The organism is Ruegeria sp. BG11 (assembly GCF_056538565.1).
Genome location: NZ_JBQFTH010000007.1, coordinates 242,073 through 266,688, shown reverse-complemented (window position 1 = coordinate 266,688; position 24,616 = coordinate 242,073). Strand labels below are relative to the sequence as shown.

General features: G+C 59.3%; 23 protein-coding genes and 1 pseudogene. 15 read left to right on the top strand and 9 right to left on the bottom strand.

What is annotated here, in order from left to right:
- Together ACR0JF_RS13790 and ACR0JF_RS13785 are read right to left on the bottom strand one after the other, a co-directional pair.
- A pseudogene (locus ACR0JF_RS13790) lies at positions 1-239 on the bottom strand (hypothetical protein); the annotation flags it as partial.
- 54 nt (positions 240-293) lie between these two features.
- Positions 294-1,007, bottom strand: a complete 714-nt coding sequence (locus ACR0JF_RS13785; protein ID WP_170661032.1) for a uroporphyrinogen-III synthase — start codon at positions 1,005-1,007, stop codon at positions 294-296.
- A 97-nt stretch (positions 1,008-1,104) separates the two neighbouring features.
- Here ACR0JF_RS13785 and tsaD point away from each other — a divergent pair, with 97 nt between their 5' ends.
- From tsaD to ACR0JF_RS13765, 4 genes are read left to right on the top strand one after another with little or no spacing between them, the layout of a single operon-like run.
- Positions 1,105-2,202, top strand: coding sequence for a tRNA (adenosine(37)-N6)-threonylcarbamoyltransferase complex transferase subunit TsaD (gene tsaD / locus ACR0JF_RS13780; RefSeq protein ID WP_170661082.1), 1,098 nt, complete (start codon positions 1,105-1,107; stop codon positions 2,200-2,202).
- A complete protein-coding gene (locus ACR0JF_RS13775; protein ID WP_170661031.1) occupies positions 2,199-3,161 on the top strand; it encodes an NAD(P)H-dependent glycerol-3-phosphate dehydrogenase in 963 nt (320 codons plus the stop codon). Before tsaD ends, ACR0JF_RS13775 begins: the two co-directional genes overlap by 4 nt.
- A gap of 1 nt (position 3,162) precedes the next feature.
- A complete protein-coding gene (locus tag ACR0JF_RS13770) occupies positions 3,163-3,432 on the top strand; it encodes a YciI family protein (protein WP_170661030.1) in 270 nt (89 codons plus the stop codon).
- Positions 3,432-3,854: an EVE domain-containing protein gene (locus ACR0JF_RS13765; RefSeq protein ID WP_170661029.1), complete on the top strand. Its 423-nt coding sequence runs from the start codon at positions 3,432-3,434 to the stop codon at positions 3,852-3,854. The genes ACR0JF_RS13770 and ACR0JF_RS13765 overlap by 1 nt, the downstream gene beginning before the upstream one ends.
- Positions 3,855-4,073: 219 nt before the next feature.
- On the opposite strand, the gene ACR0JF_RS13760 is transcribed toward ACR0JF_RS13765, so the two are convergent.
- Both ACR0JF_RS13760 and ACR0JF_RS13755 read right to left on the bottom strand, forming a co-directional pair.
- Entirely contained in the window at positions 4,074-4,415 is a 342-nt protein-coding gene (locus ACR0JF_RS13760) for a DUF2853 family protein (protein WP_170380170.1), read from the bottom strand.
- Positions 4,416-4,530: 115 nt separating this feature from the next.
- Positions 4,531-5,421, bottom strand: a complete 891-nt coding sequence (locus ACR0JF_RS13755) for a LysR family transcriptional regulator (RefSeq protein WP_170661028.1) — start codon at positions 5,419-5,421, stop codon at positions 4,531-4,533.
- Positions 5,422-5,512: 91 nt separating this feature from the next.
- Between ACR0JF_RS13755 and ACR0JF_RS13750 the strand changes: the two genes are divergently transcribed.
- Positions 5,513-6,589 (top strand): L-dopachrome tautomerase-related protein, encoded by a 1,077-nt coding sequence (locus tag ACR0JF_RS13750; RefSeq protein WP_170661027.1) that lies wholly within the window; start codon positions 5,513-5,515, stop codon positions 6,587-6,589.
- A gap of 35 nt (positions 6,590-6,624) precedes the next feature.
- Here the strand turns inward: ACR0JF_RS13750 and ACR0JF_RS13745 are convergent, their stop codons facing one another.
- The 3 genes from ACR0JF_RS13745 to ACR0JF_RS13735 all read right to left on the bottom strand — a co-directional run bounded on the left by ACR0JF_RS13745 (position 6,625) and on the right by ACR0JF_RS13735 (position 9,193).
- Positions 6,625-7,371 carry an extensin family protein gene (locus tag ACR0JF_RS13745; protein WP_170661026.1) on the bottom strand — a complete coding sequence of 249 codons (747 nt, stop codon included), beginning with the start codon at positions 7,369-7,371 and terminating at the stop codon, positions 6,625-6,627.
- Between the two features lie 13 nt (positions 7,372-7,384).
- Entirely contained in the window at positions 7,385-8,773 is a 1,389-nt protein-coding gene (ahcY, locus tag ACR0JF_RS13740; RefSeq protein ID WP_170661081.1) for an adenosylhomocysteinase, read from the bottom strand.
- Positions 8,774-8,878: 105 nt separating this feature from the next.
- A complete protein-coding gene (locus ACR0JF_RS13735) occupies positions 8,879-9,193 on the bottom strand; it encodes a hypothetical protein (protein WP_170380174.1) in 315 nt (104 codons plus the stop codon).
- 201 nt (positions 9,194-9,394) lie between these two features.
- Here ACR0JF_RS13735 and ACR0JF_RS13730 point away from each other — a divergent pair, with 201 nt between their 5' ends.
- From ACR0JF_RS13730 to ACR0JF_RS13720, 3 genes are all read left to right on the top strand, one after another.
- A complete protein-coding gene (locus ACR0JF_RS13730) occupies positions 9,395-9,988 on the top strand; it encodes an HD domain-containing protein (RefSeq protein ID WP_170661025.1) in 594 nt (197 codons plus the stop codon).
- A gap of 143 nt (positions 9,989-10,131) precedes the next feature.
- The gene (locus tag ACR0JF_RS13725; RefSeq protein WP_170661024.1) at positions 10,132-10,863 is read left to right on the top strand and encodes a class I SAM-dependent methyltransferase; all 732 of its coding nucleotides are present in this window, start codon (positions 10,132-10,134) and stop codon (positions 10,861-10,863) included.
- Positions 10,864-11,195: 332 nt separating this feature from the next.
- A complete protein-coding gene (locus ACR0JF_RS13720; protein ID WP_170661023.1) occupies positions 11,196-11,750 on the top strand; it encodes a CHAP domain-containing protein in 555 nt (184 codons plus the stop codon).
- A gap of 44 nt (positions 11,751-11,794) precedes the next feature.
- On the opposite strand, the gene ACR0JF_RS13715 is transcribed toward ACR0JF_RS13720, so the two are convergent.
- Positions 11,795-12,349, bottom strand: coding sequence for an ActR/PrrA/RegA family redox response regulator transcription factor (locus tag ACR0JF_RS13715; protein WP_050604676.1), 555 nt, complete (start codon positions 12,347-12,349; stop codon positions 11,795-11,797).
- A gap of 81 nt (positions 12,350-12,430) precedes the next feature.
- Positions 12,431-13,057, bottom strand: a complete 627-nt coding sequence (locus ACR0JF_RS13710) for an SCO family protein (RefSeq protein WP_170643400.1) — start codon at positions 13,055-13,057, stop codon at positions 12,431-12,433.
- A gap of 90 nt (positions 13,058-13,147) precedes the next feature.
- Between ACR0JF_RS13710 and regB the strand changes: the two genes are divergently transcribed.
- The 7 genes from regB to addA all read left to right on the top strand — a co-directional run bounded on the left by regB (position 13,148) and on the right by addA (position 24,592).
- Positions 13,148-14,545 (top strand): sensor histidine kinase RegB, encoded by a 1,398-nt coding sequence (gene regB, locus ACR0JF_RS13705; RefSeq protein WP_170661022.1) that lies wholly within the window; start codon positions 13,148-13,150, stop codon positions 14,543-14,545.
- Positions 14,546-14,611: 66 nt separating this feature from the next.
- Positions 14,612-16,120, top strand: a complete 1,509-nt coding sequence (locus tag ACR0JF_RS13700) for a PAS-domain containing protein (protein WP_170661021.1) — start codon at positions 14,612-14,614, stop codon at positions 16,118-16,120.
- A gap of 41 nt (positions 16,121-16,161) precedes the next feature.
- Positions 16,162-16,635, top strand: a complete 474-nt coding sequence (gene tsaE / locus ACR0JF_RS13695) for a tRNA (adenosine(37)-N6)-threonylcarbamoyltransferase complex ATPase subunit type 1 TsaE (RefSeq protein ID WP_170661020.1) — start codon at positions 16,162-16,164, stop codon at positions 16,633-16,635.
- Positions 16,632-17,636, top strand: a complete 1,005-nt coding sequence (locus ACR0JF_RS13690; RefSeq protein ID WP_170661012.1) for a phosphotransferase — start codon at positions 16,632-16,634, stop codon at positions 17,634-17,636. The genes tsaE and ACR0JF_RS13690 overlap by 4 nt, the downstream gene beginning before the upstream one ends.
- Positions 17,633-18,319 (top strand): nucleotidyltransferase family protein, encoded by a 687-nt coding sequence (locus ACR0JF_RS13685; RefSeq protein ID WP_170661010.1) that lies wholly within the window; start codon positions 17,633-17,635, stop codon positions 18,317-18,319. The genes ACR0JF_RS13690 and ACR0JF_RS13685 overlap by 4 nt, the downstream gene beginning before the upstream one ends.
- Positions 18,312-21,236, top strand: a complete 2,925-nt coding sequence (gene addB / locus ACR0JF_RS13680; protein WP_170661008.1) for a double-strand break repair protein AddB — start codon at positions 18,312-18,314, stop codon at positions 21,234-21,236. The genes ACR0JF_RS13685 and addB overlap by 8 nt, the downstream gene beginning before the upstream one ends.
- Complete coding sequence (gene addA / locus ACR0JF_RS13675) at positions 21,233-24,592, top strand: double-strand break repair helicase AddA (RefSeq protein WP_170661006.1); 3,360 nt, start codon at positions 21,233-21,235, stop codon at positions 24,590-24,592. Before addB ends, addA begins: the two co-directional genes overlap by 4 nt.
- Positions 24,593-24,616 lie beyond the last annotated feature (24 nt).

The following is a 24,616-nucleotide window of genomic DNA, read 5'->3' as shown; positions in this document are numbered from 1 at the left end:
GCTTCGGCTTCGGCTTCGGCTTCGGCTTCGGCTTCGGCTTCGGCTTCGGCTTCGGCTTCGGCTTCGGCTTCGGCTTCGGCTTCGGCTTCGGCTTCGGAAATCAGGTCCTCATTCGGCGCATCTTCGTCAACAGGCGACCCTTCAGTTTCACCACCAGGTTCAACGCTTACATCTTCGACCACATCGTCTGTTTTCGGGGTTTCCACCGGTTCCTGATCGGATTTCTTTTTGCCCGCCACCGTCAAATTCCCCTTATCGATTCTAAAATCACCAGAACTAGAGACTGTTCCAAGTTAATCTGCACCCGGCTCTCTCTCAACCCGCAACGCGTGTTTCACAAGCTTTTTAACGACCTTACGCATCTTCTTGGGCGTCGGTTCCTTGGCGATCCTCAGACGTTCATACCCCAAGGATTTAAGGGGTTCCGCCGTTGCCTCGCTGATTGCGGCCAGCCATAGCGGGGCAGTGCCCGCCCAGATGTCGGCAAATTGTCGCGCGGTGCGGGGTGAGAAAATAGGCGCGATCACTGGCCTGTCGCCCTCGGATGCGGCCTTTGCCTCGAGGCTGAGCGGCAGCAGAAGTTGCTGGTACACCGCCTGTTCGCGCGTGGTTACGCCCATCTCGGTCAGACGCTCGGCGATGTTGCCCCGGCTGTGTTCGCCGCGCAGATGCAACAGTGGGCTGGTTGGTCTGATTTGCAAAAGACCGGCCACAAGCTCTTCCGCCGTGCCACCGACCATACGTGCATCCCAGCCCGCGCCTTCGGCGGTTGCGGTCGTGGTCGGACCCACGCAATAGGCAGGCAAATCCCGGCGCACACCCGCCGAGGCTGCCGCATTCACCGCATTGGAGGACGTGAATATCAGCCCCTGCGTCTCGGTCGTGCAGATCGGAACCGCTAGCGGTTTGATTTCCAGAATGGGGGAATGGATGACCTCAACACGCGATCTGACGCGGGTCGGAAGCTGCGCAACAAACCTCTCCGAGGCGGCGCGAGGGCGGGTCATCAACAAATACAACTATCGGCGCCTTCGGCCTTGGGATTGTTTGCGTCCGCGCAGGGTGGTACCCCGCTTGGCAATCATGATGCAACGGATCAGGCCAATGGTGCAAACACTTACCATCCTTGGATTGGAAAGCAGCTGTGACGACACAGCCGCCGCCGTCGTGCGCCAAACCGACGGCGAAGAGGCCGAAGTGCTGTCGTCGATTGTCCACGGTCAAACCGAGCTGCACAGCGCTTATGGGGGTGTCGTCCCCGAAATCGCCGCGCGCGCCCATGCCGAGAAACTGGATAGCTGCGTTGTTCAGGCGCTAGAGGATGCGAGTCTAACACTGGCGAATTTGGACGCCATCGCCGTCACTGCCGGGCCCGGCCTGATCGGAGGGGTCATGTCCGGCGTCATGTGCGCCAAGGGGATCAGTGCGGCGACCGGCCTGCCTCTGATCGGGGTCAACCATCTGGCAGGCCACGCTCTGACCCCTCGCCTGACGGATGGAGTAACCTTTCCGTATCTGATGCTACTGGTCTCGGGTGGGCACTGCCAATATCTGATCGCCCATGGGCCGGAAGAGTTTACACGCTTGGGCGGCACCATCGACGATGCCCCCGGCGAGGCCTTTGACAAAACCGCCCGTCTTCTGGGCCTGCCGCAACCTGGCGGACCCTCGGTTGAGGCCGAGGCGCGCAAGGGCGATCCAAAGCGGTTCCGCTTTCCGCGGCCCCTGCTGGACCGGCCCGGATGTGACCTGTCTTTCTCGGGGCTGAAAACCGCGCTGATGCGGATGCGGGATCAGATCGTCGCGGAAAAAACCGGCCTGACCCGTCAGGATCGCGCCGATCTATGTGCCGGGTTTCAGCAGGCAGTCGTGGATACTTTGGCCGAGAAAACACGACGCGCAATGGATATGTATCTGGCCAAGACCCCCTCGGATCCGGTGATCGCAGTCGCGGGCGGTGTGGCTGCAAACTCCGCTATTCGCACTGCGTTAGAGACTGTTTGTGCCGAAAAAGGCACGCGATTCACAGCCCCGCCCCTTGCACTTTGCACCGACAATGCCGCCATGATCGCCTATGCTGGGATGGAGCGTTTTCGCACGGGCGCGCGCGATGGTTTGGACCTTGCAGCGCGACCTCGTTGGCCTTTGGACCAGACCAGCCCCGCCATGCTGGGTAGCGGTAAGAAGGGTGCAAAGGCATGAGCGTTTCTGTTCTCGGATCAGGGGCGTTCGGCACGGCTCTGGCGATCTCGTTAGCAGGTAACGGGCCGGTCACCCTTTGGTCGCGCAGCGCCGAGCAGGCGAAAGCCATGCAGGATAGTCGGATCAACAAGAGCCGATTGCCCCATGTAACCTTGCCCGATGCCATCACCATCACTCCTGATATCGAAGCAGCGGCGGCAAAGGATGTCGTTCTGGTGTCTGTGCCTATGCAACAGTTGCGCCATGCGCTGCTGGAACACGCAGCAGTGCTGGCCGGAAAAACGCTGGTTGCGTGCTGCAAGGGGATTGAACTGTCCTCGGGTCTCGGTCCAATTTCCGTGATCCGCAAAACCATTCCGGATTCACGACCAGCGCTTCTGACTGGCCCCAGCTTTGCGGATGACATCGCCCGTGGCCTGCCGACAGCGCTGACCTTGGCCTGTGCAGATGCCGATCTGCTCGAAACACTGCAATCCGAGCTGACCACCGCGAATCTGCGCCTCTACCGCACCACCGATGTGATCGGTGCGGAACTTGGCGGCGCATTGAAAAACGTAATGGCCATCGGTTGTGGCGCTGCCATCGGGGCCGGTCTAGGCGACAGCGCCCGTGCTGCCCTGATGACGCGCGGCTTTGCTGAGATGCAGCGCTTTGCCCTGATGCGCGGCGCGCAACCAGAGACATTGATGGGGCTCTCTGGGCTGGGTGATCTGGTGCTGACCTGCTCGTCCGAGCTGTCCCGAAACTACCGTTTTGGCCTGTGTTTGGGTCGAAAACAGCCCTTCGACACCGCAACAACCGTCGAAGGCGTCGCCACCGCCCGCGCCATGGCCGACATCGCCAAGGCCGAAGGTCTGGACATGCCCATCAGCGGCACTGTGGCCGACCTGAGCCAAGGCGCCTACAGTGTGGCGCAAGCTATCGAAACCCTGCTCAACCGACCCCTCAAGGAGGAATAACATGCTGATCGCCCTTATCGCCCGTGACAAACCCGGCGCGCTGCAAACCCGTCTGGACAACCGCTCGGCCCATTTGGCCTATATCGAAGAAACCGGCGTCGTGTCTCAAGCCGGCCCTTTGCTGGACAGAGACGCGATGATCGGCTCGCTGGTTATTCTCGAAGTCGAAGATCTGGACGCGGCGCAAAGCTGGGCCGACAATGACCCCTATGCCAAGGCCGGTCTGTTCCAGTCTGTTGAACTGATCCCATGGAAAAAGGTGATTGGCTGATGGCGTACTGGCTGTTCAAATCCGAGCCATCGACCTGGAGCTGGGACCAGCAGGTTGCCAAAGGTGAAGCGGGCGAAGAATGGGACGGCGTGCGCAACTATCAGGCGCGCAACTTCATGCGGCAAATGGCAATCGGTGATCGCGGATTCTTCTACCACTCGCAAAAGGACAAGGCGATCGTCGGCATCGTAGAGGTCTGCTCCGAGGCCCATCCCGACAGCACCACCGATGACGAACGTTGGGAATGCGTGGACATCAAGGCGGTAAGGCCGTTTGAAGTTCACGTGACGCTGGACCAGATCAAAGCGGATGAACGTCTGGGTGAGATGGTGCTGGTCAAAAACTCTCGTCTGTCGGTGCAGCCGGTCACTAAAGCCGAATGGCAGGTGATCTGCGCCCTGGGCTCGACTGAGGCCGACTAAAACAGAGGGAAGGCCCTGCACGGTGCAGAACCTTCCCTACCCCACGCGCTCCCTACTCACCACGCGCGTATTGGAATCTGTTGGTTCTGACCGTCCTGGCCACATAAGGACCATAGCGCGTTTTCTCAGGCCGCTTCAAACACCAAGTCTTTAAAATACAACTCAAAACAAAAACGCCCGCCGATGGGGAGGCGGGCGTTTGGTTTGAAAACGTTACGTTTAGCCGTAAACGGATTCTTTGCCGAAATGCTTAGTCAGCATGTAGTAGACCACGGCGCGGTACTTGTTGCGCTCGGACATGCCATAGGTTTCCAGCACCGAGTTGATCGCTTCCATCAACTCAGGCCCGTCGGCAAGACCCAGCTTTTTGATGAGGAAGTTGTTTTTGACGGTCTCCAGCTCTCCGTCCTGGCTGGCCGCCACGGTCGACGCGTCGGCGTCATAGATCGCCGGACCGCACCCGATGGTGACCTTGGTCAGCAGGTCCATATCGGCATCCATTCCGCATTTGTTTTTCAGATCATCTGCGTATTTGGCGATCAGATCGTCGCGTTTTCCCATAAAACAGTCTCCCTATCAGCAGTCCTGGCTGCGGTTACTCAAATCCTAAAAACAGGTGTCGGAAGCCTAGCCATTCATCCCCTTCTCACAAAGGGAAAAATTCCGCGCTTTCCCCCTAAGCGGAGGAACGCCTTTGCCGCGCGCTTTGAAAGGCTCGATCTGCAAGGTCCGAAAAGGCGCGCACCTTGCGCCCCGGCGTGCTGCTGCCCGCGTGAACAAAGGCAATCGGTGCAGAGGGGGATTTCAACGCGCCGGGCAAAACCTCGACCAGCATGCCCTGCTGCAGTTCTCGATGAACGGCCAGACGGGATTTGACCGCCAGCCCCAGCCCCTGCACTGCGGCTTCGGTCAACATGTCCGAGTTGGAAACAGCAATACGCCGCGTGACGGATAGTTGCCCCTCATGGGTGTCGAACCGCGTCTGCCAAGGCAAACACGCCCAGCGCATCTTGCGCAAGTCTTCGACGGATTTGGGCATTTCGTACCGCGCAATGAAGCCCGGCGCTGCGCAGATAATCCGGTCATTGTCGCAAAGCTTGCGCGCCTTCAGCGTGCTGTCCGGCAATTGCCCGACACGAATGGCGCAATCAACACCCTCATCGACCAGAGAGACATAGCGGTCGACGGCCAGAAACTCGATCGTCAGGTCCGGATGGTCGTCTTGGAAACTGTCCATCATCGGCATGATGAACCGGGACAAGATCCACGGCGACAGGGTCACACGCAGATGACCGCGCAGCGTTCCCTTGCCGCTTCCGGCCTCCAACTCGGCCTCTCGCAGATCGGATAGGACAGGTTCGATTCGATCCAGAAAGATCAGACCTTCATTGGTCAGTTGCACCCGGCGGCTGTTGCGGTGAAAGAGTTTGAGGTTCAGCACCTCTTCTAACTTCGCAATCCGGTGGCTGACCGTCGCGGCCGAAATCCCCAGCGTCTTTGCTGCCGATCCGACCCCTCCGGTTTTGGCGACAGAGACAAAGGTCAGCAGATCGTTCACATGGTACATTCGAAAATTCCTAACACTGGTTTCGAAATTGAGCCAGTTATCCGCGAAAATTTCAAATGGTATCTGATCGGGCATATCAGAGGAGGACCCGATGAAATCGCTCTATGCAGCTACATGCGCCTTGGCGCTGGCCTTGCCCGCCGCGGCAGCCGAATTGGAAACGTATCTTGAGTTCGAGAAGGCCATGCCTCCGGGCAATCTGGCGATTGGACCGGATGGGCGCATGTTCATGTCGGTGCATGAATTCTACGGGCCGGAGTTGCGCGTGGTCGAAGTGATGCCCGACGGGTCAACCAAGCCCTACCCGACCGAGGGCTGGGCCCGCGCCCCGCAAGATGATGCCGATGGGTTGAACGGCGTTCTGGGCCTGCGGGCAGATCGCGATGGTATCCTGTGGATGCTGGACGGTCAGGGTGAAAACCAGACCGGGCGCATCGTTGGTTGGGACACCAAGACCGAGACGCTGCACGCGATCCACTATATCGGCGCCCCGGTCGCGCGGCCGACCTCGTTCCTGAACGACCTTGCAGTCGACCGCGATCATGGGGCGATTTACATCTCGGATACGGGTGACGGTCAGAACTCGGCCATCATCGTGGTTGATCTTGAGACGGGCCGCGCGCGGCGCGTTCTGGAAGGGTCCCGATACACGATCCCCGAGGATACCCCGATGGTGATTGACGGGCGTGAGATCACGCTGGGCGGCAATCCGGCCAAAATCGGCATCAACCCAATCACTGTCGATCCGACCAATACCTGGGTCTATTTCGCCCCGATGACGGCAAGCGCGATGTACCGTATCCCCACGGCGGCATTGCTGGATGAAAGCCTATCGGATGCCGATCTTGAGGCGCAGGTCGAGCGCTATGGCGACAAGCCGATCTCGGATGGTTCGACCGTGGATACCGGTGGCAATGTCTATATCACCGCGATGACGGATAATGCACTGGGCGTCACCAAGCCGGATGGCAGCTATGAGGTTCTGTTCCAGTCAGATGACGAATTGCCGTGGCCGGACGGGTTCTCGATCGGTGCGGATGGGTATGTCTATGCCACGATTAACGAGTTGCACCGCTCACCCGTTTTGAACAATGGCGAGGATGCCTCCAAGGGGATCTACAAGATCGTCCGGTTCAAATCGCTTTCCGACGCGGTCAGCGGACGCTGATCCTGGCCCGGCTCTGTTCAGCGGGGCCGGGATACCTATCGACAATAGCCCCAACCAGGGCCTTGTAGGTGAAAATGATCCGCGTGCAGGCGGTTGAAATTGGGGCCTAAAACCACGCGGAACCAGTCACACGCCCCCTTCCCGATCTGATGTAGAAACGCGGCTTCGGGTCCCGGCGCGGACCAATCCTGCAATAGGCTGAGCGTGCGCCCATCCGCCAGTTCCACGCTGATGATATCAATCGAATCTGCTGTCGCATGGCTGCTCCAACCACTGTTTTCGCCCTGCGCGGTCCGCATCCGGCGGCAATTGTAGCTGCCCAGATGGCGCAATGTGCGTACTTGAGTACCCAACAAGTCCTGCGCGGCGGGCTGAACCACGTGATGATCCCACATCGCCAGACGCAGGGCCGTTGTACAGCGGGTCTCGACCGCGTTCATCCGGGCACTGACCAAGCGGGACAGCTCACCCCGTCCGGAGATGCCACAGTTCTGGTCGACGACCAGATCCTCCATCTCTGAGAACGCAACACCGGCCTCAGACAGTGTGGCCCGGCACTGCGCCTCATCCGCCAGCGCCCGGTTCATCTGATATTTGGTAACGGGCGTAACAGGCGCGGTCAGTGTCAGATCCCGCAAAGGATTCCAGTGGTCGGGCAGCGGTGATTTGGGATGCGACAGCAACACATACCCGGCCGACCCAACAAGAAATAGAAATACAATGATCGAAAAGAAAGACGCCGCCAGATACAAGATCCGGCGGCGTCCTGAACGTTTGGTCATACCCGATCCGCGATCAGTAGCGGTAGTGCTCGGGCTTGTAGGGGCCTTCCGGCGCAACGCCGATATAAGCCGCTTGTTCGTTGTCCATCTTGGTCAGCTTCACGCCGATACGATCCAGATGTAGGCGGGCCACTTTCTCATCCAGATGCTTGGGCAGGATGTAGACCTTGTTCTCGTACTGGTCGCCTTTGGTGAACAGCTCGATCTGCGCCAGAACCTGGTTGGTGAAAGAGGCCGACATCACGAAGGACGGGTGACCGGTGGCGTTGCCGAGGTTCAGCAGACGGCCTTCGGACAGCAGGATGATGCGGTTGCCCGAGGGCATCTCGATCATGTCCACCTGTTCCTTGATGTTGGTCCATTTGTGGTTCTTCAGGCTGGCCACCTGAATTTCGTTGTCGAAGTGACCGATGTTGCCGACAATCGCCATATCCTTCATCTCGCGCATATGCTCGATGCGGATCACGTCCTTGTTGCCGGTGGTGGTGATGAACACATCCGCCGTTGCAACTTCGTCTTCCAGCAATGTGACTTCATAGCCGTCCATCGCGGCCTGCAACGCGCAGATCGGGTCAACCTCAGTCACTTTAACACGCGCGCCAGCGCCGGACAGCGAAGCGGCCGAGCCTTTGCCCACGTCGCCATAACCACAGACCACGGCAACCTTACCGGCAAGCATGGTGTCAGTGGCGCGGCGGATACCGTCAACCAGCGATTCCTTGCAGCCGTATTTGTTGTCGAATTTCGACTTGGTGACCGAGTCGTTCACGTTGATCGCTGGGAACGGCAGGTGGCCGTCTTTCACCAGCTGATACAGGCGGTTCACGCCGGTGGTGGTTTCCTCGGACACGCCTTGGATCTGGTCACGCATTTTGGTGAACCAACCGGGCGAGGCTGCCATGCGCTTGGCGATCTGCTTCTTGATCACCTCTTCCTCTTCCGAACCCGGAACGGGGATAATGTCTTCACCCGCTTCAGCACGAGCGCCCAGCAGGATATACAGCGTCGCGTCGCCGCCATCGTCCAGGATCATGTTCGGGCCTTCGTCGAACAGGAAGGATTTGTCCAGGTAATCCCAATGCTCTTCCAGCGTCTGGCCCTTGATGGCAAAGACAGGGATACCCGCCTCGGCAATCGCCGCTGCCGCGTGGTCCTGGGTCGAGAAGATGTTGCACGACGCCCAGCGCACATCCGCGCCCAGGGCAACCAGCGTTTCGATCAGAACGGCGGTCTGGATGGTCATGTGCAGCGACCCAACGATCCGCGCACCGCTCAGAGGCTTGCTTTCACCATATTCCGAACGCAGCGCCATCAGGCCCGGCATTTCAGTTTCGGCGATATCCAGTTCCTTGCGGCCGAACCCGGCCAGCGAAATGTCTTTGACGATATAGTCCCCGGCCATAAGGCGCTCCATTTTTGCGGTCAATCACAGTTCCGGCTGCCCCTAGCATCCCTTGGGGCAGGTGGCAATGTGGATGACCGAAAACGGGATTTTACGCTGCAAAAATCAGCTGGGCGTGCCGTCAACCTTGACCTTCGGAATCGCTTCGAAAAAATCGGTGCCAACGGCGACAATACAACTTAAGCCGTTCGCGTGGGTCACCAAAACGGTGTAGCTACCCGTTTCTCGTGAGGTCCAGACCTCCATGACCGACTGCGCGCCGCGTGTTTTCTGCAAACCCCCAAAAACCAGCTCTTCCGAGTAGCTTTTCTGCAGCTTGTCAACCACATGCTCGCGCTCTGCACAATTCTGGGCAAAGGCGGGCGGGGCCGTGGCGGCCATACCAAAGGTCAGGGCGACTGCGAATATACGTTTGAACATAGCAAACTCCTTTCGTTTCACTTTGTGAGAGGAGCGCACCGGGAGAAGCCAGTGCCCCCCTCGGTTTAAATGTCGGGATCAGTTGGTGTGGTTTCAAAGCACGAATGCTCAAGAAAACGTTGGCAGCTGGTGATCCTGACAGGTACATCATAGCAGAAACAATTTGGTTTTATTGTGTCCCACTTCACAAGGCATGGCAGAATGGCAACACAACCCCGCGCATGGCAGAGGATGCTGTCGGGCCGCAGGCTGGACCTGCTGGACCCGACCCCGGTCGATATCGAGATCGAGGATATCGCTCATGGCCTGGCCTTTGTGGCGCGTTGGAACGGTCAAACGGCGGGGGACTTTGCCTATTCCGTGGCCGAGCATTCCCTTCTGGTCGAAGAGCTTTTTGGTCGTATTGCACCCAAAGCGCCAGTGAAATGGCGGCTGGCGGCTTTGCTGCACGACGCGCCGGAATACGTGATCGGAGACATGATCTCACCCGTCAAATCTGCCGTAGGCCCGGACTACGGCGCACTTGATGACCGTCTGGCGGCAGCGATACACATTCGCTTTGGACTTCCTGTCGAGGTGCCTAAATCGGTAAAACGGCAGATCAAAAAGGCCGACAAGATCAGCGCCTGGATGGAGGCCACCCAGATCGCGGGCTTTTCGGAGACTGAGGCGACGAAGTTCTTTGGCTGTCCAGACAAAGCGGTGATGGAGAGGTTAGAGATTACGCTAAGGCCACCGGTTGAGGTAAGGCGGGCGTATTTGGCGAGGCATCAAATGCTACTGGAGAATATTTAGCTGTTTCGCCGAAATACACTACTGACAACTCTTGTGTGGGTTTTGAAAGTAACGAAACTCACGGCCTCAAGAAATAAATATGTATTACTCCTAAAATACATAATCACCAACTATACGTTCTACACTGAAAGCGGTACAGGCTGATGCAAAACTCTGCAAAACTCAATATTCCTTTTTACAAAGTCTCACCGGGTTCTTGGGCCGTCAGTCAACTACCGCGATCACTGCCAAACAGCCCAACTTGGAATTCTGTGTTCCAACAAATTGAGGCCCGCTGTGAACAAACTGCGGCGGTGGGCGCTCTGCCCCTTTGGGATGGTTACTTCGGGTTGGAGAATTATCCAAAGAACGTCTCTACTTCAGCGGTCCGGTCGTCGAACCAAGTACGCACGGCCCGGAAAACCGGTATGTTCTACTCTGCGATAACCGCGTCACTTAAACCGAAGGAAGTTGTGGAAATTGGCACAGCGTTTGGGGTGTCTGGCATGTATTGGTGTGCCGGTTTGTCCATGAATGGCTTTGGCCGTTTCACTGGTTTTGAACCCAACACGGCTTGGTCACCTTATGCAAAATCCAACGTCTCGGCGATCCTGGATCATGCCCAGGTGATTGAGGGAACATTCGAAGAAAACCAAAACTCGGTCCCGGAAACCATCGACTTGGCTTTCATTGACGCAATTCACACACCCGAATTCGTTGAAGACCAATTGAACCTTGTTTTGGAACGAGCTCGCGAGGGCACTGTCATTGTACTGGACGACATCCGATTTTCGAGCCAAATGACCGACTACTGGTTGCATATTCGAGATGACGATCGCTTCTCAGCCGCCTTCGAATACACCCGACGCGTGGGTTTTTTGGAAATCGCTGGATAAACGTACATTTGGTTTTCCGATACAAGAAAGCCAAACCCCGTCAAGAGTACTTGCCGTTGCATCGTTGAGGTTCACCGCGATCTTCGCTTAGCCAAAACCCGCCTGAATGTCCGGCGATACATGTTCAGGCGGCGCGCGGACTCAGACAAACTGCCCAAGCCCAGTGATCAAAACTTCGGTTGCAGATGCGTCTACAAATTCACCCAATTGTCCTAGTGATCTAGCAGAGAACCGGCGAAATCTTGCCGCGTACTGCCAAGCCTCTTTTCACAACACGTCAGATCACCCTAAAACTTGCGTGTCTTCAAAATGGGCAGTGAAGATTCTTGAATATGGGCGAACACAAAACGGACACGACTTGGCCGCGCTTATCGGGCGGCGCGCGAACCGCAGTTGCGGTAGGGCTTTTGAGTCTGGTCTCTGCTTGTGCGCACGGCCCAACCGATGCGCAACTTGATCCGGAACGTCAGTCAATGGCCCTGCAAGAGGTCTCGCAAAAGCAGGCTCGAGGGCAACGGGTATGGTGCGTGCCCTACGCACGTAGCCTCAGCGGTATCGAAATTCGCGGCAATGCCAAGGACTGGTGGGGCAAGGCGCGCAGTGCGTTTGAGCGAGGCAACGAACCGGCTGTCGGTTCGGTCATGTCGTTTAGGGCAACGCGCGGGATGCCTCTGGGCCATGTGGCTGTCGTGTCCGATGTTGTTAGCGACCGGGTCGTCATCGTGAACCACGCCAATTGGCACCGCAACAAAGTGTCGTTGAAAATGGGCGTGAAAGATGTCTCTAAGAACAATGACTGGACACTGGTCCGGGTCGAGAGCGTGCCGGGGCAATATGGCAGTTTGTACCCGGTGAACGGGTTCATCTATCCCAAGTCTGGCGAGTAGCCTGAAAGACTACCCTCTGAACATACTAGTCAAAGCTCTGTTTTTTATCGCGGGCTACGCTTCGCCAAAATACGCTGCAACGTCCGGCGGTGCATGTTCAGCCTGCGGGCTGTTTCCGAGACATTGCGGTCGCACAGCTCATAGACCCGTTGGATGTGTTCCCAGCGCACGCGGTCCGCACTCATCGGGTTTTCCGGCGGCGGGGGCAGCTCGTCGCCCTTGGCTAGCAGCGCGTTTGTGATATCTGTGGCGTCGGCGGGTTTGGACAGGTAGTCGGTTGCGCCAATCTTCACGGCGGCGACAGCTGTGGCAATGGCCCCGTAGCCGGTCAGCACCACAACCCGGCTGTCAGGGCGCTTTTCGCGCAGCACCTCGACGACATCCAGACCGTTGCCATCCTCTAGCCGCAGGTCGACAACCGCATAGGCCGGCGGACGCGCGGTGGAAATGGCGCGGCCAGCAGCGACGGAGCCTGCGGTTTCAACCTCGAAACCGCGTTTTTCCATGGCTTTGGCAAGGCGTCTCAGGAACGGCTCGTCATCATCCACCAAAAGCAGAGATTTATCGGGGCCGATATCAAGCTGGGAACTGTCTGCCATCGTTGAGTCTTTCCGCTATTTCATGCCTTTGGCTTTACCTAGAAGTAATAGCAGCGCGGGGCCAAAGGTCAAACCGGCTTGTCAGGACCCGGCTTGATCCAAAAAGCAGCCGACCTTGTCAGCCATTTGCTGCGCTGTGTCTTCACGTTTGAAGAACTCAAGAAACCCATCTTCGGGTGTGACCAGATAGGTGAAGGTAGAATGATCGACCAGATAGTATTCGTCGCTTTTGTCATGGGCCTTGTAATAGGTCTTGTAGGCCTGGCTGGCGGCCTTGACCTGCTCGGGTGAACCGGTCAGGGCGATCAGACGTTCATGCAGGTTGAAGGCGTAATCTCCGACCACTTCGGGCGTGTCGCGATCCGGATCGATCGAGATGAACAGCGGTGTCACGGATTGCCCGCGCTCGGCCAGAATGTCCACGGCCTCGGCGTTGCGGGACATATCAAAGGGGCAGACATCGGGGCAGAACGTATAGCCGAAATAGACTAGCGTCGGCTCGGTGATCACATCCTTGTCGGTGACCGTCTCGCCCTTGCCATTGACCAGTTCGAACGGACCGCCAATTGCCGCTGCTCCGCCCGCGATCTGGCTGGACCGGCATTGCGCGTATTTGTCATCTGATCCGGAGCCCATTGTCAAAAGCCACATGGCGCCAAGGCCGATGGCAAGAATGACAGCTGCGAGAATAGCATACAGGCGGGTCATGATCGTTTTCCGTGTGCAAGGGGTTGTTGATCGTATCGGTCGGGACACCTATCAAGATGATCAGCCGATGCAACAGGACATAAGTGACCAATGGCAGAATCCAACCAGAGTTTATGGGGCGGTCAGGAACGCAGCAGCTGGATCAGGCTGCGCACCCTTATCCTGCTGCGCTGGGTGGCCATATTTGGCCAGATTACGGCCATCACTGTGGCTCAGCACAGCTATCATGTGCAGCTAGAGGTTACCCTGTGTTATCTGGCGATCGGCGTTTCGGTGATCGGCAACCTGACTGCCAGCTTCCTGTTCCCGCAGAACAAACGACTGACCGAGTTCCAGAACTTCTTGATGGTGCTATTCGACCTGTTTCAACTGGCGATCCTGCTGTATTTGACCGGTGGTTTGAACAATCCATTTGCCCTGCTGCTGCTGGGTCCGGTCACGATCTCGGCCAACGTCATGAGTACCCGTTCAACGCTTATCGTGGGGGCCGTGGCAATTGCGCTGGCCACACTTCTGGCTGAATTCCACCTGCCCCTGCGGACCGAGATTGGCCTGGTCCTGCAAATCCCCGACATTCTTTTGTTCGGCAACTGGGCCGCGATCATTATCGCCATTGTCTTTATCGGGGCCTACTCGCACCGTGTCAGCTCCGAGGCGCGCTCAATGTCCGAGGCGCTGGCAGCCACGCATATGGCGCTGGCGCGCGAACAGAAGCTCACCGATCTGGGCGGCGTTGTCGCCGCCGCCGCGCATGAGCTGGGGACTCCTCTGGCGACGATCAAACTCGCCAGTTCCGAGTTGATTGAGGAACTCGACGACCGCCCCGAACTGAAAGAAGACGCCGCCCTGATCCGCGAGCAGGCGGACAGGTGCCGGGACATCCTGCGCGATATGGGACGTGCCGGCAAAGACGATCTGCATCTGCGTCAAGCGCCCTTGTCGACGGTGGTCCACGAAGCGGCTGAGCCGCATATAGACAGGGGCAAAACCGTACATTTCGCTGAAGGTCCGGTGCTGGATGGCGATGTGCAACAACCTTCGATCCTGCGCAAACCCGAGATCATTCACGGTTTGCGCAACCTGATCCAGAACGCGGTGGATTTCTCGCGCGCGAATGTCTGGGTCGAGGCGGAGTGGACCTCGGACAAGATCACCGTCTGTATCATGGATGACGGGCGCGGTTACCCCTCGCATCTGATTGGGCGGATTGGTGACCCCTTGATGCGGCGCAGACGGGCTGAAACAGACCAGCGCACGCGCCCCGAGTATGAGGGTATGGGTCTGGGCCTGTTCATAGCCAAAACTCTGTTGGAACGCAGCGGCGCAGATCTGGAATTTGCCAACGGCTCAGACCCTTATCAGCACCTCTCGGACAAGCCAGACCGCCGGGGCGCCATCGTCAAGGTCGAATGGCCCCGCAAACGCATCGACGCGCAACAGGGCGATACCCCGGTACCATCCGGGCGCAACCAGCCTATCCAGGTCTGAGTTAAGACACCGTTAACCATTCTCACCTTAGGTTGCGTCGGGGTTCCGAAGTCGTAAGGGGAGAAGATGGCAGACTGGATCATTCTGGCCGCGATCAGCCTGGTCTCGTGCTGTTTTGCGGTCATTTGGCTGCTGCCGCGTCGTGCCCGGCGGGACAACAGCTATGGCATGTTCACCGCAAGCTCCTTGTTCGACGCTGTTTTTCTGTTCGATGGCGACCGCCTGATCAGCCACTCTGATATAGCGTTGGCCGGTTTCGAACATGTTGCAGATTGGAGCGATCTTCGACGCTTGCTGCAGCGCGACTTTCCCACCTTCCCGGAAACGCCTGACCTCGTGCGCGATCAGGGCAATCTGGTTGTCTCAGCCATCGACTGCACGGTTGAGCGTGAGGTTCTGTGCGAATGGATCGACGGGATCGTTCGAATTCAACTGCACGAACCGGCAAGAGAAAAGAAAACCAAGCTGCGTGATCCGAATGATCCGATCCGGCTGGCGATGGATCAGGCCCCCTATCCGGTCTGGCTGCTGGATCAGAACGCCAGCGTGCGTTGGTGCAACGCGGCCTATGTCGCCCTTGTCCGCAAGGCGCGCGGGCTGGATGCCGACCTAACCCTGCCCCTGTTCCCGGACACCGGGGCCGAGCCGCGGCGCGGCGGGAAATCCCGCGTCTCGATCAAGGTGGCGGGAAGCGACAGCAAATTGTGGTTCGATCTGACGCAGGTGGATCATACGGAAGGCCGCCTGTTCTATGCGGTCGATATCAATGCGATTGTGCAGGCTGAAACCGCCCAGCGCAAATTCGTGCAGACGATGACCAAGACCTTTGCGCAACTGTCAATCGGCTTGGCTATTTTCGACCGCAACCGTCAACTGGCCCTGTTCAACCCAGCATTGATCGACCTGACCACCCTACCGCCGGATTTCCTCAGCTGCCGTCCCAATATTTCCAGCTTTTTTGACCGGCTGCGGGATCAGCACATGATGCCCGAACCCAAGAACTACCGGTCGTGGCGCAATCAGATGAATGATCTCCTTGAGGCGGCTGAGGACGGGAACTATCAGGAAACATGGTCCCTGCCCTCGGGCTCGGTCTATTCGGTCAGCGGCCGCCCGCATCCCGATGGCGCCGTAGCGTTTCTGTTCGAAGACATCACTGCCGAGATCACCCTGACCCGGCGGTTCCGGTCCGAGATGGACTTGATGCAATCGATCCTCGACAAGCTAGCCGACGCGATCGCGGTCTTTTCCGAAGACGGTACGCTGGCACTGACCAACTATGCCTACCAGCGGCTTTGGGGAACGCAGGAAGAGGCTGGATTTCACAGTGAGACGGTGACCGAGGTCACGCGCATCTGGCAAGATCATTGCGTCGCCACCCCGGTCTTGGGTGAGATCCGCGATTTCGTGGACATGCGCGATGATCGCACCGAATGGAATGCGGAAATCCAGATGCGCAACGGCACCGCGCTGGACTGTACTGTTATGCCCATGCAGAACGGTGCCACAATCGTGCGCTTTGCGACGGCAAACAAATCCCTGACCGCCGAACCCATGGCCCAGATCAGCGCCTGAACCGGGTTGCAGCCGCTTGGGCGCAGGTCCATGGTGGCGCCATGACTTCGGCACCTGTTTCTCTCACCCTGCAAAGCCCTCAGGACACCGCAGATTTCGCGGCGCGTCTTGGCGCGACCTTGAGACCTGCGGATGTATTGCTACTGCAAGGTGAGATCGGCAGCGGCAAGACCCACTTTGCCCGTAGTCTCATCCAGTCGCTGATGAACCCGCCCGAAGATGTGCCCTCGCCCACCTTCACACTGGTGCAGGCCTATGACACGCAGATCGGCGAGATTTGGCATTGTGACCTCTACCGGCTGACCTCGGTGGATGAGGTTGATGAACTGGGCCTGACCGAAGCCTTCGACACTGCGCTATGTCTTGTGGAATGGCCCGACAAACTTGGGCCGCTGACCCCCGACACTGCATTGATGCTTGCCTTCCAAACCGACCCGGTTGAGACCGAGACACGCTACCTGACCCTGTCTTGGTCTGATCCGAAATGGCTTGGGAAACTGGAGAATACTCTATGACTGATCGTACTGTGCTGGCCGAGGCCCTGATTGCACAGACGCCATGGGCCAATGCCACGCGCGCGCCCTTGGCCGGGGATGCCTCGAACCGCAGGTACGAGCGTCTGACAGATCCGGCGACGGGTCGCACAGCGGTTCTGATGGACGCCCCGCCGGATCGCGGAGAGGATGTCGAACCCTTCGTCCGGATCGCGAACCATCTGCGCGCGGTGGGCCTGAGCGCGCCCGAGATTTACGCCGAGGATAATCAGAACGGGTTTCTGGTGCTGGAGGATCTGGGCGATGATCTGTTTTCACGCGTTCTGACCAAGGACCCGAGCCAGGAACGCCTCCTATATGAGGCAGCGACGGATGTTCTTCTGCACTTGCATGAGGCCCCGATCCTGTCCCTGCCCTCATACGACCCCACTTTGATGACCGAGCTGGCCGCTCTGGCCTTCACCAAATACGCACACGCCATTCTGGGCGACCATGATGAAGTCGCGCAGGAGAGGTTCGAGCTACGCTTTGCCGATATCCTGCTGCAGGAGACCTCGGGCACCAAAGTCGTCGTGCAGCGGGACTACCACGCCGAAAACCTGATCTGGCTGCCAGAACGTGAGGGCGTGCAGCGCGTCGGCCTTCTGGACTTCCAACTGGCGATGCTGGGGCACCCGGCTTACGATCTGGTCTCACTCTTGCAGGATGTGCGTCGGACCGTGCCGACCGGGATCGAAATGCAAATGGTCAATCGCTATATCGCGGCCTCTGGCATGGATGACCATGACTTCCGCACCGCCTACAGCGTTCTGGGCGCGCAACGAAACCTGCGTATTCTGGGTGTTTTTGCCCGGCTGGCCACGGATTATGGCAAGCCACATTACGTCGATCTGATCCCCGCCACATGGGCGCATCTGATGCGCGATCTGGAGCATCCCGCGCTGATCCCGGTTGCCAACATCCTGCGCGACGCCCTGCCTGAACCAACCGCAGAAAACCTCGCAAGGCTGAAAGCGTCATGAGCCAATCCCCCGACGCCGTGATGCTGTTTGCCGCCGGATTCGGCACCCGGATGGGCGCGTTGACCAAGGACCGGCCAAAACCTCTGATCGAGGTCGCCGGACGCCCACTGATCGACCACGCGCTTGCGCTGGTGGATGCCGTTCATCCGTCCCGTGTGGTTGCAAACCTCCACTATCACGCCGATCAGTTGCGGGCTCACCTAGCGCCCAAAGGCATCCTACTTTCCCATGAAACGCCTGAGATTCTGGAAACTGGCGGCGGTTTGCGGGCGGCTTTGCCTCTGCTTGGGACTGGCCCGGTTTTCACCATGAACACCGATGCGATCTGGACCGGGCCCAACCCGCTGAGCCTGCTGCAAGAGGCATGGGACCCGGACCGGATGGATGCGCTTTTGATGTGCGTCCCGATTGGTCAAACCATCGGGCATGCGGGCGAAGGGGATTTTACCGCCGATGCCGATGGTCGGATCACGCGCGGGCCAGGTCTGGTGTATGGCGGCGTGCAGATTATCAAAACCGACGGGCTGCAGCACATTCCGCAGAAGGCTTTCTCGCTAAACCTGTTGTGGAACCAGATGCACGACCGGCAACGCCTGTTCGCACTGGAATATCCCGGCCGTTGGTGCGATGTCGGACGCCCCGAAGGAATCGCTCTGGCTGAGGGGATGCTGGCGGATGTTTGACCCCAGCACTCATCCACGGGTGTTCGCCGTTCCGCCGGGCACGGATTTTCCCAAGGCGCTTGTTGACGGGCTACGACTGCGTGCCTCTGGCCCTCCGCACGCGCTCGCCCGCGCGCAATTAGTGGTCAACACGCGCCGCATGGCCCGACGAGTGCGTGACCTGTTCGATCAGGGGCCGCCCTGCCTGTTGCCCAGGCTTTCTCTGGTCACCGATCTGGGCGAAAGCGTTAATCTGGCGCAGATTCCACCCGCCATTCCCCCGCTGAGACGGCGGCTGGAACTGACCCAGCTGATCTCAAAACTGCTGGACCAACAGCCTGATCTGGCCGCACGGGCTTCCCTGTTCGACCTTTCCGACAGCCTGGCCGCCTTGATTGATGAGATGCAGGGTGAGGGCGTGTCGCCAGACGCGATCCGCCAACTGGATGTCAGCGATGTGTCCGGCCATTGGGCCCGCGCACAAGCGTTTATCGGCATCGCGGATCATTTTGTTGATGCAAGCGATCAGGCGATGGATGCACAGGCGCGGCAACGTCGGGTGGTCGAAAACCTGATCGACCGCTGGCAGGAGGCTCCGCCGCAACATCCCGTCATTCTGGCCGGTTCGACCGGATCGCGCGGTACCACGCTGATGCTGATGCAAGCCGTCGCGCGCCTGCCAAAAGGGGCCTTGATCCTGCCGGGCTATGATTTCGACCAGCCGCGCGCCGTTTGGGACCGCCTGGACGAGGCGCTGACCTCTGAGGATCACCCACAATATCGGTTCCGCAAATTGATGCGAGAGCTGGGGTTAGAGCATGATCAGATCCTGCCCTGGACGGATGAACAACCACCCTCACCCGCGCGTAACCGATTGGTTTCGCTGGCTTTGCGCCCTGCCCCCATCACCGACGCGTGGATGTCCGAAGGTCCACGTCTGACCGAGTTGGATCAGGCCACGCGCGACCTGACACTGGTCGAGGCGGACTCTCCCCGGTCCGAGGCCCTCGCCATCGCCCTTCGACTACGAGAGGCGGCCGAAACGGGCCAGACCGCCGCATTGATTACACCCGATCGGATGCTGACCCGGCAGGTCAGCGCGGCATTGGATCGCTGGAACATCCTACCCGATGATAGTGCCGGTCTGCCGCTGCAACTGTCTCCGCCCGGCCGGTTTCTGCGCCATGTCGCGGGCCTTTTTGCGCGTCGCCTGGAGGGTGAGGCGCTGCTGACGCTGCTGAAACATCCTCTGTGCCATGACGGGGGTGAACGGGGGGCTCACCTGCTGCATACCCGCGATTTGGAGCTGGACCTGCGCCGCCACGGCCCTCCTTTCCCGGACCAAACCAGCCTAACCGCATCCGCGATCCGCACCGAAGCGCCCGAAGGATGGGTAAGCTGGGTCAGCGCGCATTTCTGCGATCAGCAAATCACTGGGGAACTGCCCCTGACCGAATGGGTCGACCGATTGCTGTCTCTGGCCGAGGCGATCTCGGCCGGACATGCGGGCGATCAAGGCACCGTGTGGGACAAGAACGCGGGCCAAAAGGCCCTGTCGGTGTTGACCAATCTTCGGGATGAGGCGCATCACGGCGGCCCTATGACCGCGCATGACTTCGCGGATCTGCTGGGCGCGCTTTTGGCCGGGGAAGAAGTCCGCGACCGCGACGCCCCGCACCCGCATATCATGATCTGGGGCACGCTCGAGGCGCGCGTGCAAGGTGCGGATCTGTTGATCCTCGGCGGTTTGAACGAGGGCAGCTGGCCCGAAGCCCCAGCGCCAGACCCATGGCTGAATCGCCAGATGCGCGACAAAGCGGGATTGTTGCTGCCCGAACGGCGGATTGGGCTTTCGGCGCATGACTTCCAACAGGCCATCGGCGCGCCCGAGGTCTGGCTGACCCGCGCCACCCGCTCGGACGATGCGGAAACCGTGCCTTCGCGCTGGCTGAACCGTCTGACGAACCTGTTGCAGGGCCTGCCCGACCAAGGCGGCCAGACGGCGCTATCAGATATGCGCGCGCGGGGTCGGACCTATCTGAACTGGGCTAAAACTCTGGAGCAAGCGCCTCGGATAGAGGCGGCGCATCGCCCTTCGCCCAAACCTCCGGTTGCCGCGCGACCGCGACGCCTTTCAGTCACCGAGATCAAACGCCTGATCCGCGACCCTTATGCGATTTACGCGAAGCATGTGTTGCGTCTGAAACCACTCGATCCGCTGGTGCAGGCCCCGGATGCGTTGCTGCGCGGGATCGTGATCCATGAAATTCTGGAGCATTTCGTCAAGGACAGCGTGCTGGATACCGCCTTGCTGACCCGCGAGAACTTCCTGAAACGCGCCCATGAAATGCTTGAGGCTCATGTCGCCTGGCCGACTGCCCGCAAACTGTGGCTGGCACGGTTGGAACGGATCGCCGACGATTTTCTGAGTGCCGAGGTCAATCGCCGGGGCGACGGTGGCCCAGTGGCGTTTGAGGCCGCGATGAAGCTGGTGTTGGAGCCTCTGGATTTCACCATCGTCGGACGTGCCGACCGGATCGATTGCGACAGCCGAGGCGCGTTGCGGATTGTGGATTACAAAACCGGCGCGCCTCCGACCGAAAGCCAGCAGGCAAAGTTCGACAAACAGCTGCTGATCGAAGCCGCCATGGCTGAGAAGGGCGCCATCGAAGGGATCGACCCCAACGACGTGGCCGAGGCGATCTTCATCGGTACGGGCGGCAGTTACAAAGAGGTCGCTGCTCCGCTTGCCAAAGAACCCACCGACAAGGTGTTGGCTGAGCTGAAAGAGCTAATTTCTGCATATTTAGAGCCTGATCAAGGCTTCTCATCGCGCCGCATGCTGCACAAGGACACCGATATCGGCGACTACGATCATCTGGCCCGGTTCGGCGAATGGGACCGCACCGCCGAAACCCTCCCTGAGGACCTGACATGAGCGCCCGCAACGACGCCACCGAACGGCAAGTGCAGGCTGCGCGTCCCGATGCCTCGACCTGGTTGGCGGCGAATGCCGGGTCGGGCAAGACCCGCGTGCTGACCGACCGCGTGGCGCGTCTGTTGCTGAGCGGGGTGCAGCCGCAGCACATCCTGTGCTTGACCTACACCAAGGCCGCCGCCGGCGAAATGCAGAACCGGCTGTTCAAGCGGCTTGGGGAATGGGCGATGTTGGGGGACGCGCCGTTGCTGGCGCAGCTGACGGATCTGGGCGTCGAAGGCGCAATCGATACGGACCGACTAGCGCAGGCCCGCACCCTGTTTGCCCGCGCGATCGAAACGCCAGGTGGGTTGAAAATCCAGACCATCCACTCTTTCTGCGCCTCACTACTGCGTCGCTTCCCGCTTGAGGCCGGTGTCAGCCCGCAATTTGCCGAGATGGAGGATCGCGCCGCCGCCTTGTTGCGCGAAGAGATCATCGAAGATTTCGCCGAAGGTCCTCAGGCCGGTTTGATCGAAGATATCGCGCGATTCGTTACCGATACCGGGTTCGACAGGCTGACCGCAGCAGTGACTCAAAAGCGGAACCAGTTCGCGCAGCCGTTGCAGCGCTCGGACCTGTTGCAGAGATTTGCCCTACCGGAGGGCTTTGACGACGGCGCCCTTGCGGGGCAGGTGTTTCTGGGCGGTGAGGTTGATCTGATCCAATCCATGCTGCCCGCGCTGATCGAAAGCGGCGGCAACAATGCCAAGGCCGCGGCAAAGCTCGCAGCCTTTACTGAGGCCAAGCTGACCCATCTACCGGCGCTGGAGGGCGTGTTGCTAACGGGCAAGGGCTCGAAGGAGCCGTTCACCGCCAAGATCAACGGCTTCCCGACCAAAGCCCTGCGCGAAGGCGCTCTGGCTGATCGCATGCCGCAACTGGAATCGCTGATGCTACGGGTTGAGGCCGCGAGAGAGCAGCGGCTGGCTCTGGTTGCTGCGCAAAAAACCACTGTTTTGCATTGCTTCGCTGCAGCTTTCCTGCCGGAATATGAACGCCGTAAGCAGCTGCGCGGGTGGCTGGACTTTGACGATCTGATCCTCCGCGCGCGGCAGGTGCTGAACGACCCAGCGGTGGCCGAATGGGTTTTGTACCGGCTGGACGGTGGTATCGACCACATTCTGGTGGACGAAGCGCAAGACACCAGCCCGGACCAATGGGATGTGGTCGAGAAGCTGGCGCAGGAATTCACCAGCGGGGAAGGGGCCCGATCCGAGGTTGAACGCACAATCTTTGTGGTCGGCGACAAGAAACAGTCGATCTATTCCTTCCAGGGCGCTGACCCGCAGGCCTTTGACCGGATGCAGGCCGAATTTGGGCGTAAGCTGGAAGAATCAGGCTCTAAACTGTGGGATTCAACGCTTGAATACTCGTTCCGATCCTCCAGCGCGATCCTGTCATTGGTTGATTTACTGTTCGAAAATCAGGCCGATGCCGGGTTTCACAAAGAAAGCCAGCATCGCGCGTTCAAGGCTGGCCTGCCGGGACGCGTGGACCTCTGGCCCGTGGTGGAAAAGGTCGAGGATGACGAGGATGGCGATTGGACCGATCCGGTGGATCGGCCCGGTTCGCGCCATCATACCGTCATTCTGGCCGAGCAGGTGGCGCAGTCCATCAAGCACATGATCGACACTGGGGCCACAATACCCGAAGATGGCGAAACGCCTGGCACATTCGTGCGCCGCAAGGTGCAGCCGGGGGATTTCCTGATCCTGGTCCAGCGCCGCTCAGACCTGTTTGCCGAGATCATTCGCGCCTGCAAAGCCCTGCATCTGCCCATCGCCGGGGCCGACCGTTTGAAAGTCGGAGCCGAGTTGGCGGTCAAGGATTTGGCGGCATTGCTAAGCTTTCTGGCCACGCCCGAAGACAGTCTGTCGCTGGCGACGGTCCTGAAATCCCCTCTGTTCGGCTGGTCCGAGCAGGCTCTGTTCAATCTGGCCCATCGCCGGCAAGAGAAATTCCTGTGGGCCGCGCTGCGCAATCGCTCCGACGAGTTTCCCGAAACGCTTGCAATCCTTAACGATCTGCGCGGACAGATCGACTTTCTGCGGCCCTATGACCTGATCGAGCGCATCCTGACTCGCCATGACGGGCGGCGAAAGCTGCTGGGTCGGTTGGGGGCCGAGGCCGAAGACGGGATCAACGCGCTGCTCTCGCAGGCTTTGGCTTATGAGCGGACCGATATTCCCAGCCTGACCGGCTTTCTGGTCTGGATGCAGACCGACGATCTGGAGATCAAACGCCAGATGAGCGGCGTGGGAAACATGATCCGCGTGATGACCGTGCATGGCTCAAAAGGGTTGGAAGCGCCCATCGTGATCCTGCCGGATACAGGCAAACGGCAGGCCCCGCGCGACGCCGAGATCATGGTGGCTGATGGGACGCCCTTGTGGAAAGTCCCAGCTGATGTCTCGCCCAAGCTGATCTCAACTGCTCGCAAAGAGGCTCGGAACCGCGAGGAAAACGAGCGCCTTCGATTACTATATGTGGCTCTAACACGGGCAGAAAAGTGGTTGATCGTTGCGGCAGCTGGGGATGTCGGCAAGGACGGAACCAGCTGGTATCAGATGGTCGACGCCGCGATGGAGCGCGCAGGCGCGACACAGATGGAGGGGTCGCTGACACGGCGACTGGCCCATGGCGATTGGGAGGGATTGCCGCTGGTCGAACACAGCGAACACGCCGAGCCAAGTCAGGACCTGCCTGCGTACTTCCTGCATCCCGCCGAGGATCCGCCCTCAGAACCAGAAACCCTAAGCCCCTCAGATCTTGGTGGGGCAAAGGCGCTGCCCGGTGATGCGGGGCAGGATGAAGAGGCCGCGAAGCTGCGCGGCACCCGGTTGCACCTGCTGCTGGAACATCTTCCCAGCGCGCCTCGGGATGACTGGCCCATGCTGTGCGCTCGGCTTCTACCCGGTATGCAGGATCAGACTAGGGCCGAGTTGTTGTCTGAGGTCACCAAGGTCCTGACAACGGATCACCTGAAACCAGTCTTCGCGCCGGTTGCGCTGGCCGAAGTCCCCGTTTCAGCCGAACTGAACGGGCGGCGCATGCATGGTATCGTCGACCGGCTGATCATAACGAATACCGAAGTGCATGTGGTTGATTTTAAAACAAACGCCACGGTACCCGAGCGGGCTGAATCCTGCCCCGAAGGCCTGTTGCGACAGATGGGGGCCTATGCGCAGGCGTTAAGCCAGATTTACCCGGACAAAACCATCCGTACCGCCATCCTGTGGACGCGGACGGCCGCGTTGATGTGGCTGCCACACGATCTTGTGACGCAATCGCTGACCCGCGCCCAGATATCTTGACCTTACCCGACGCGGCACCTACGT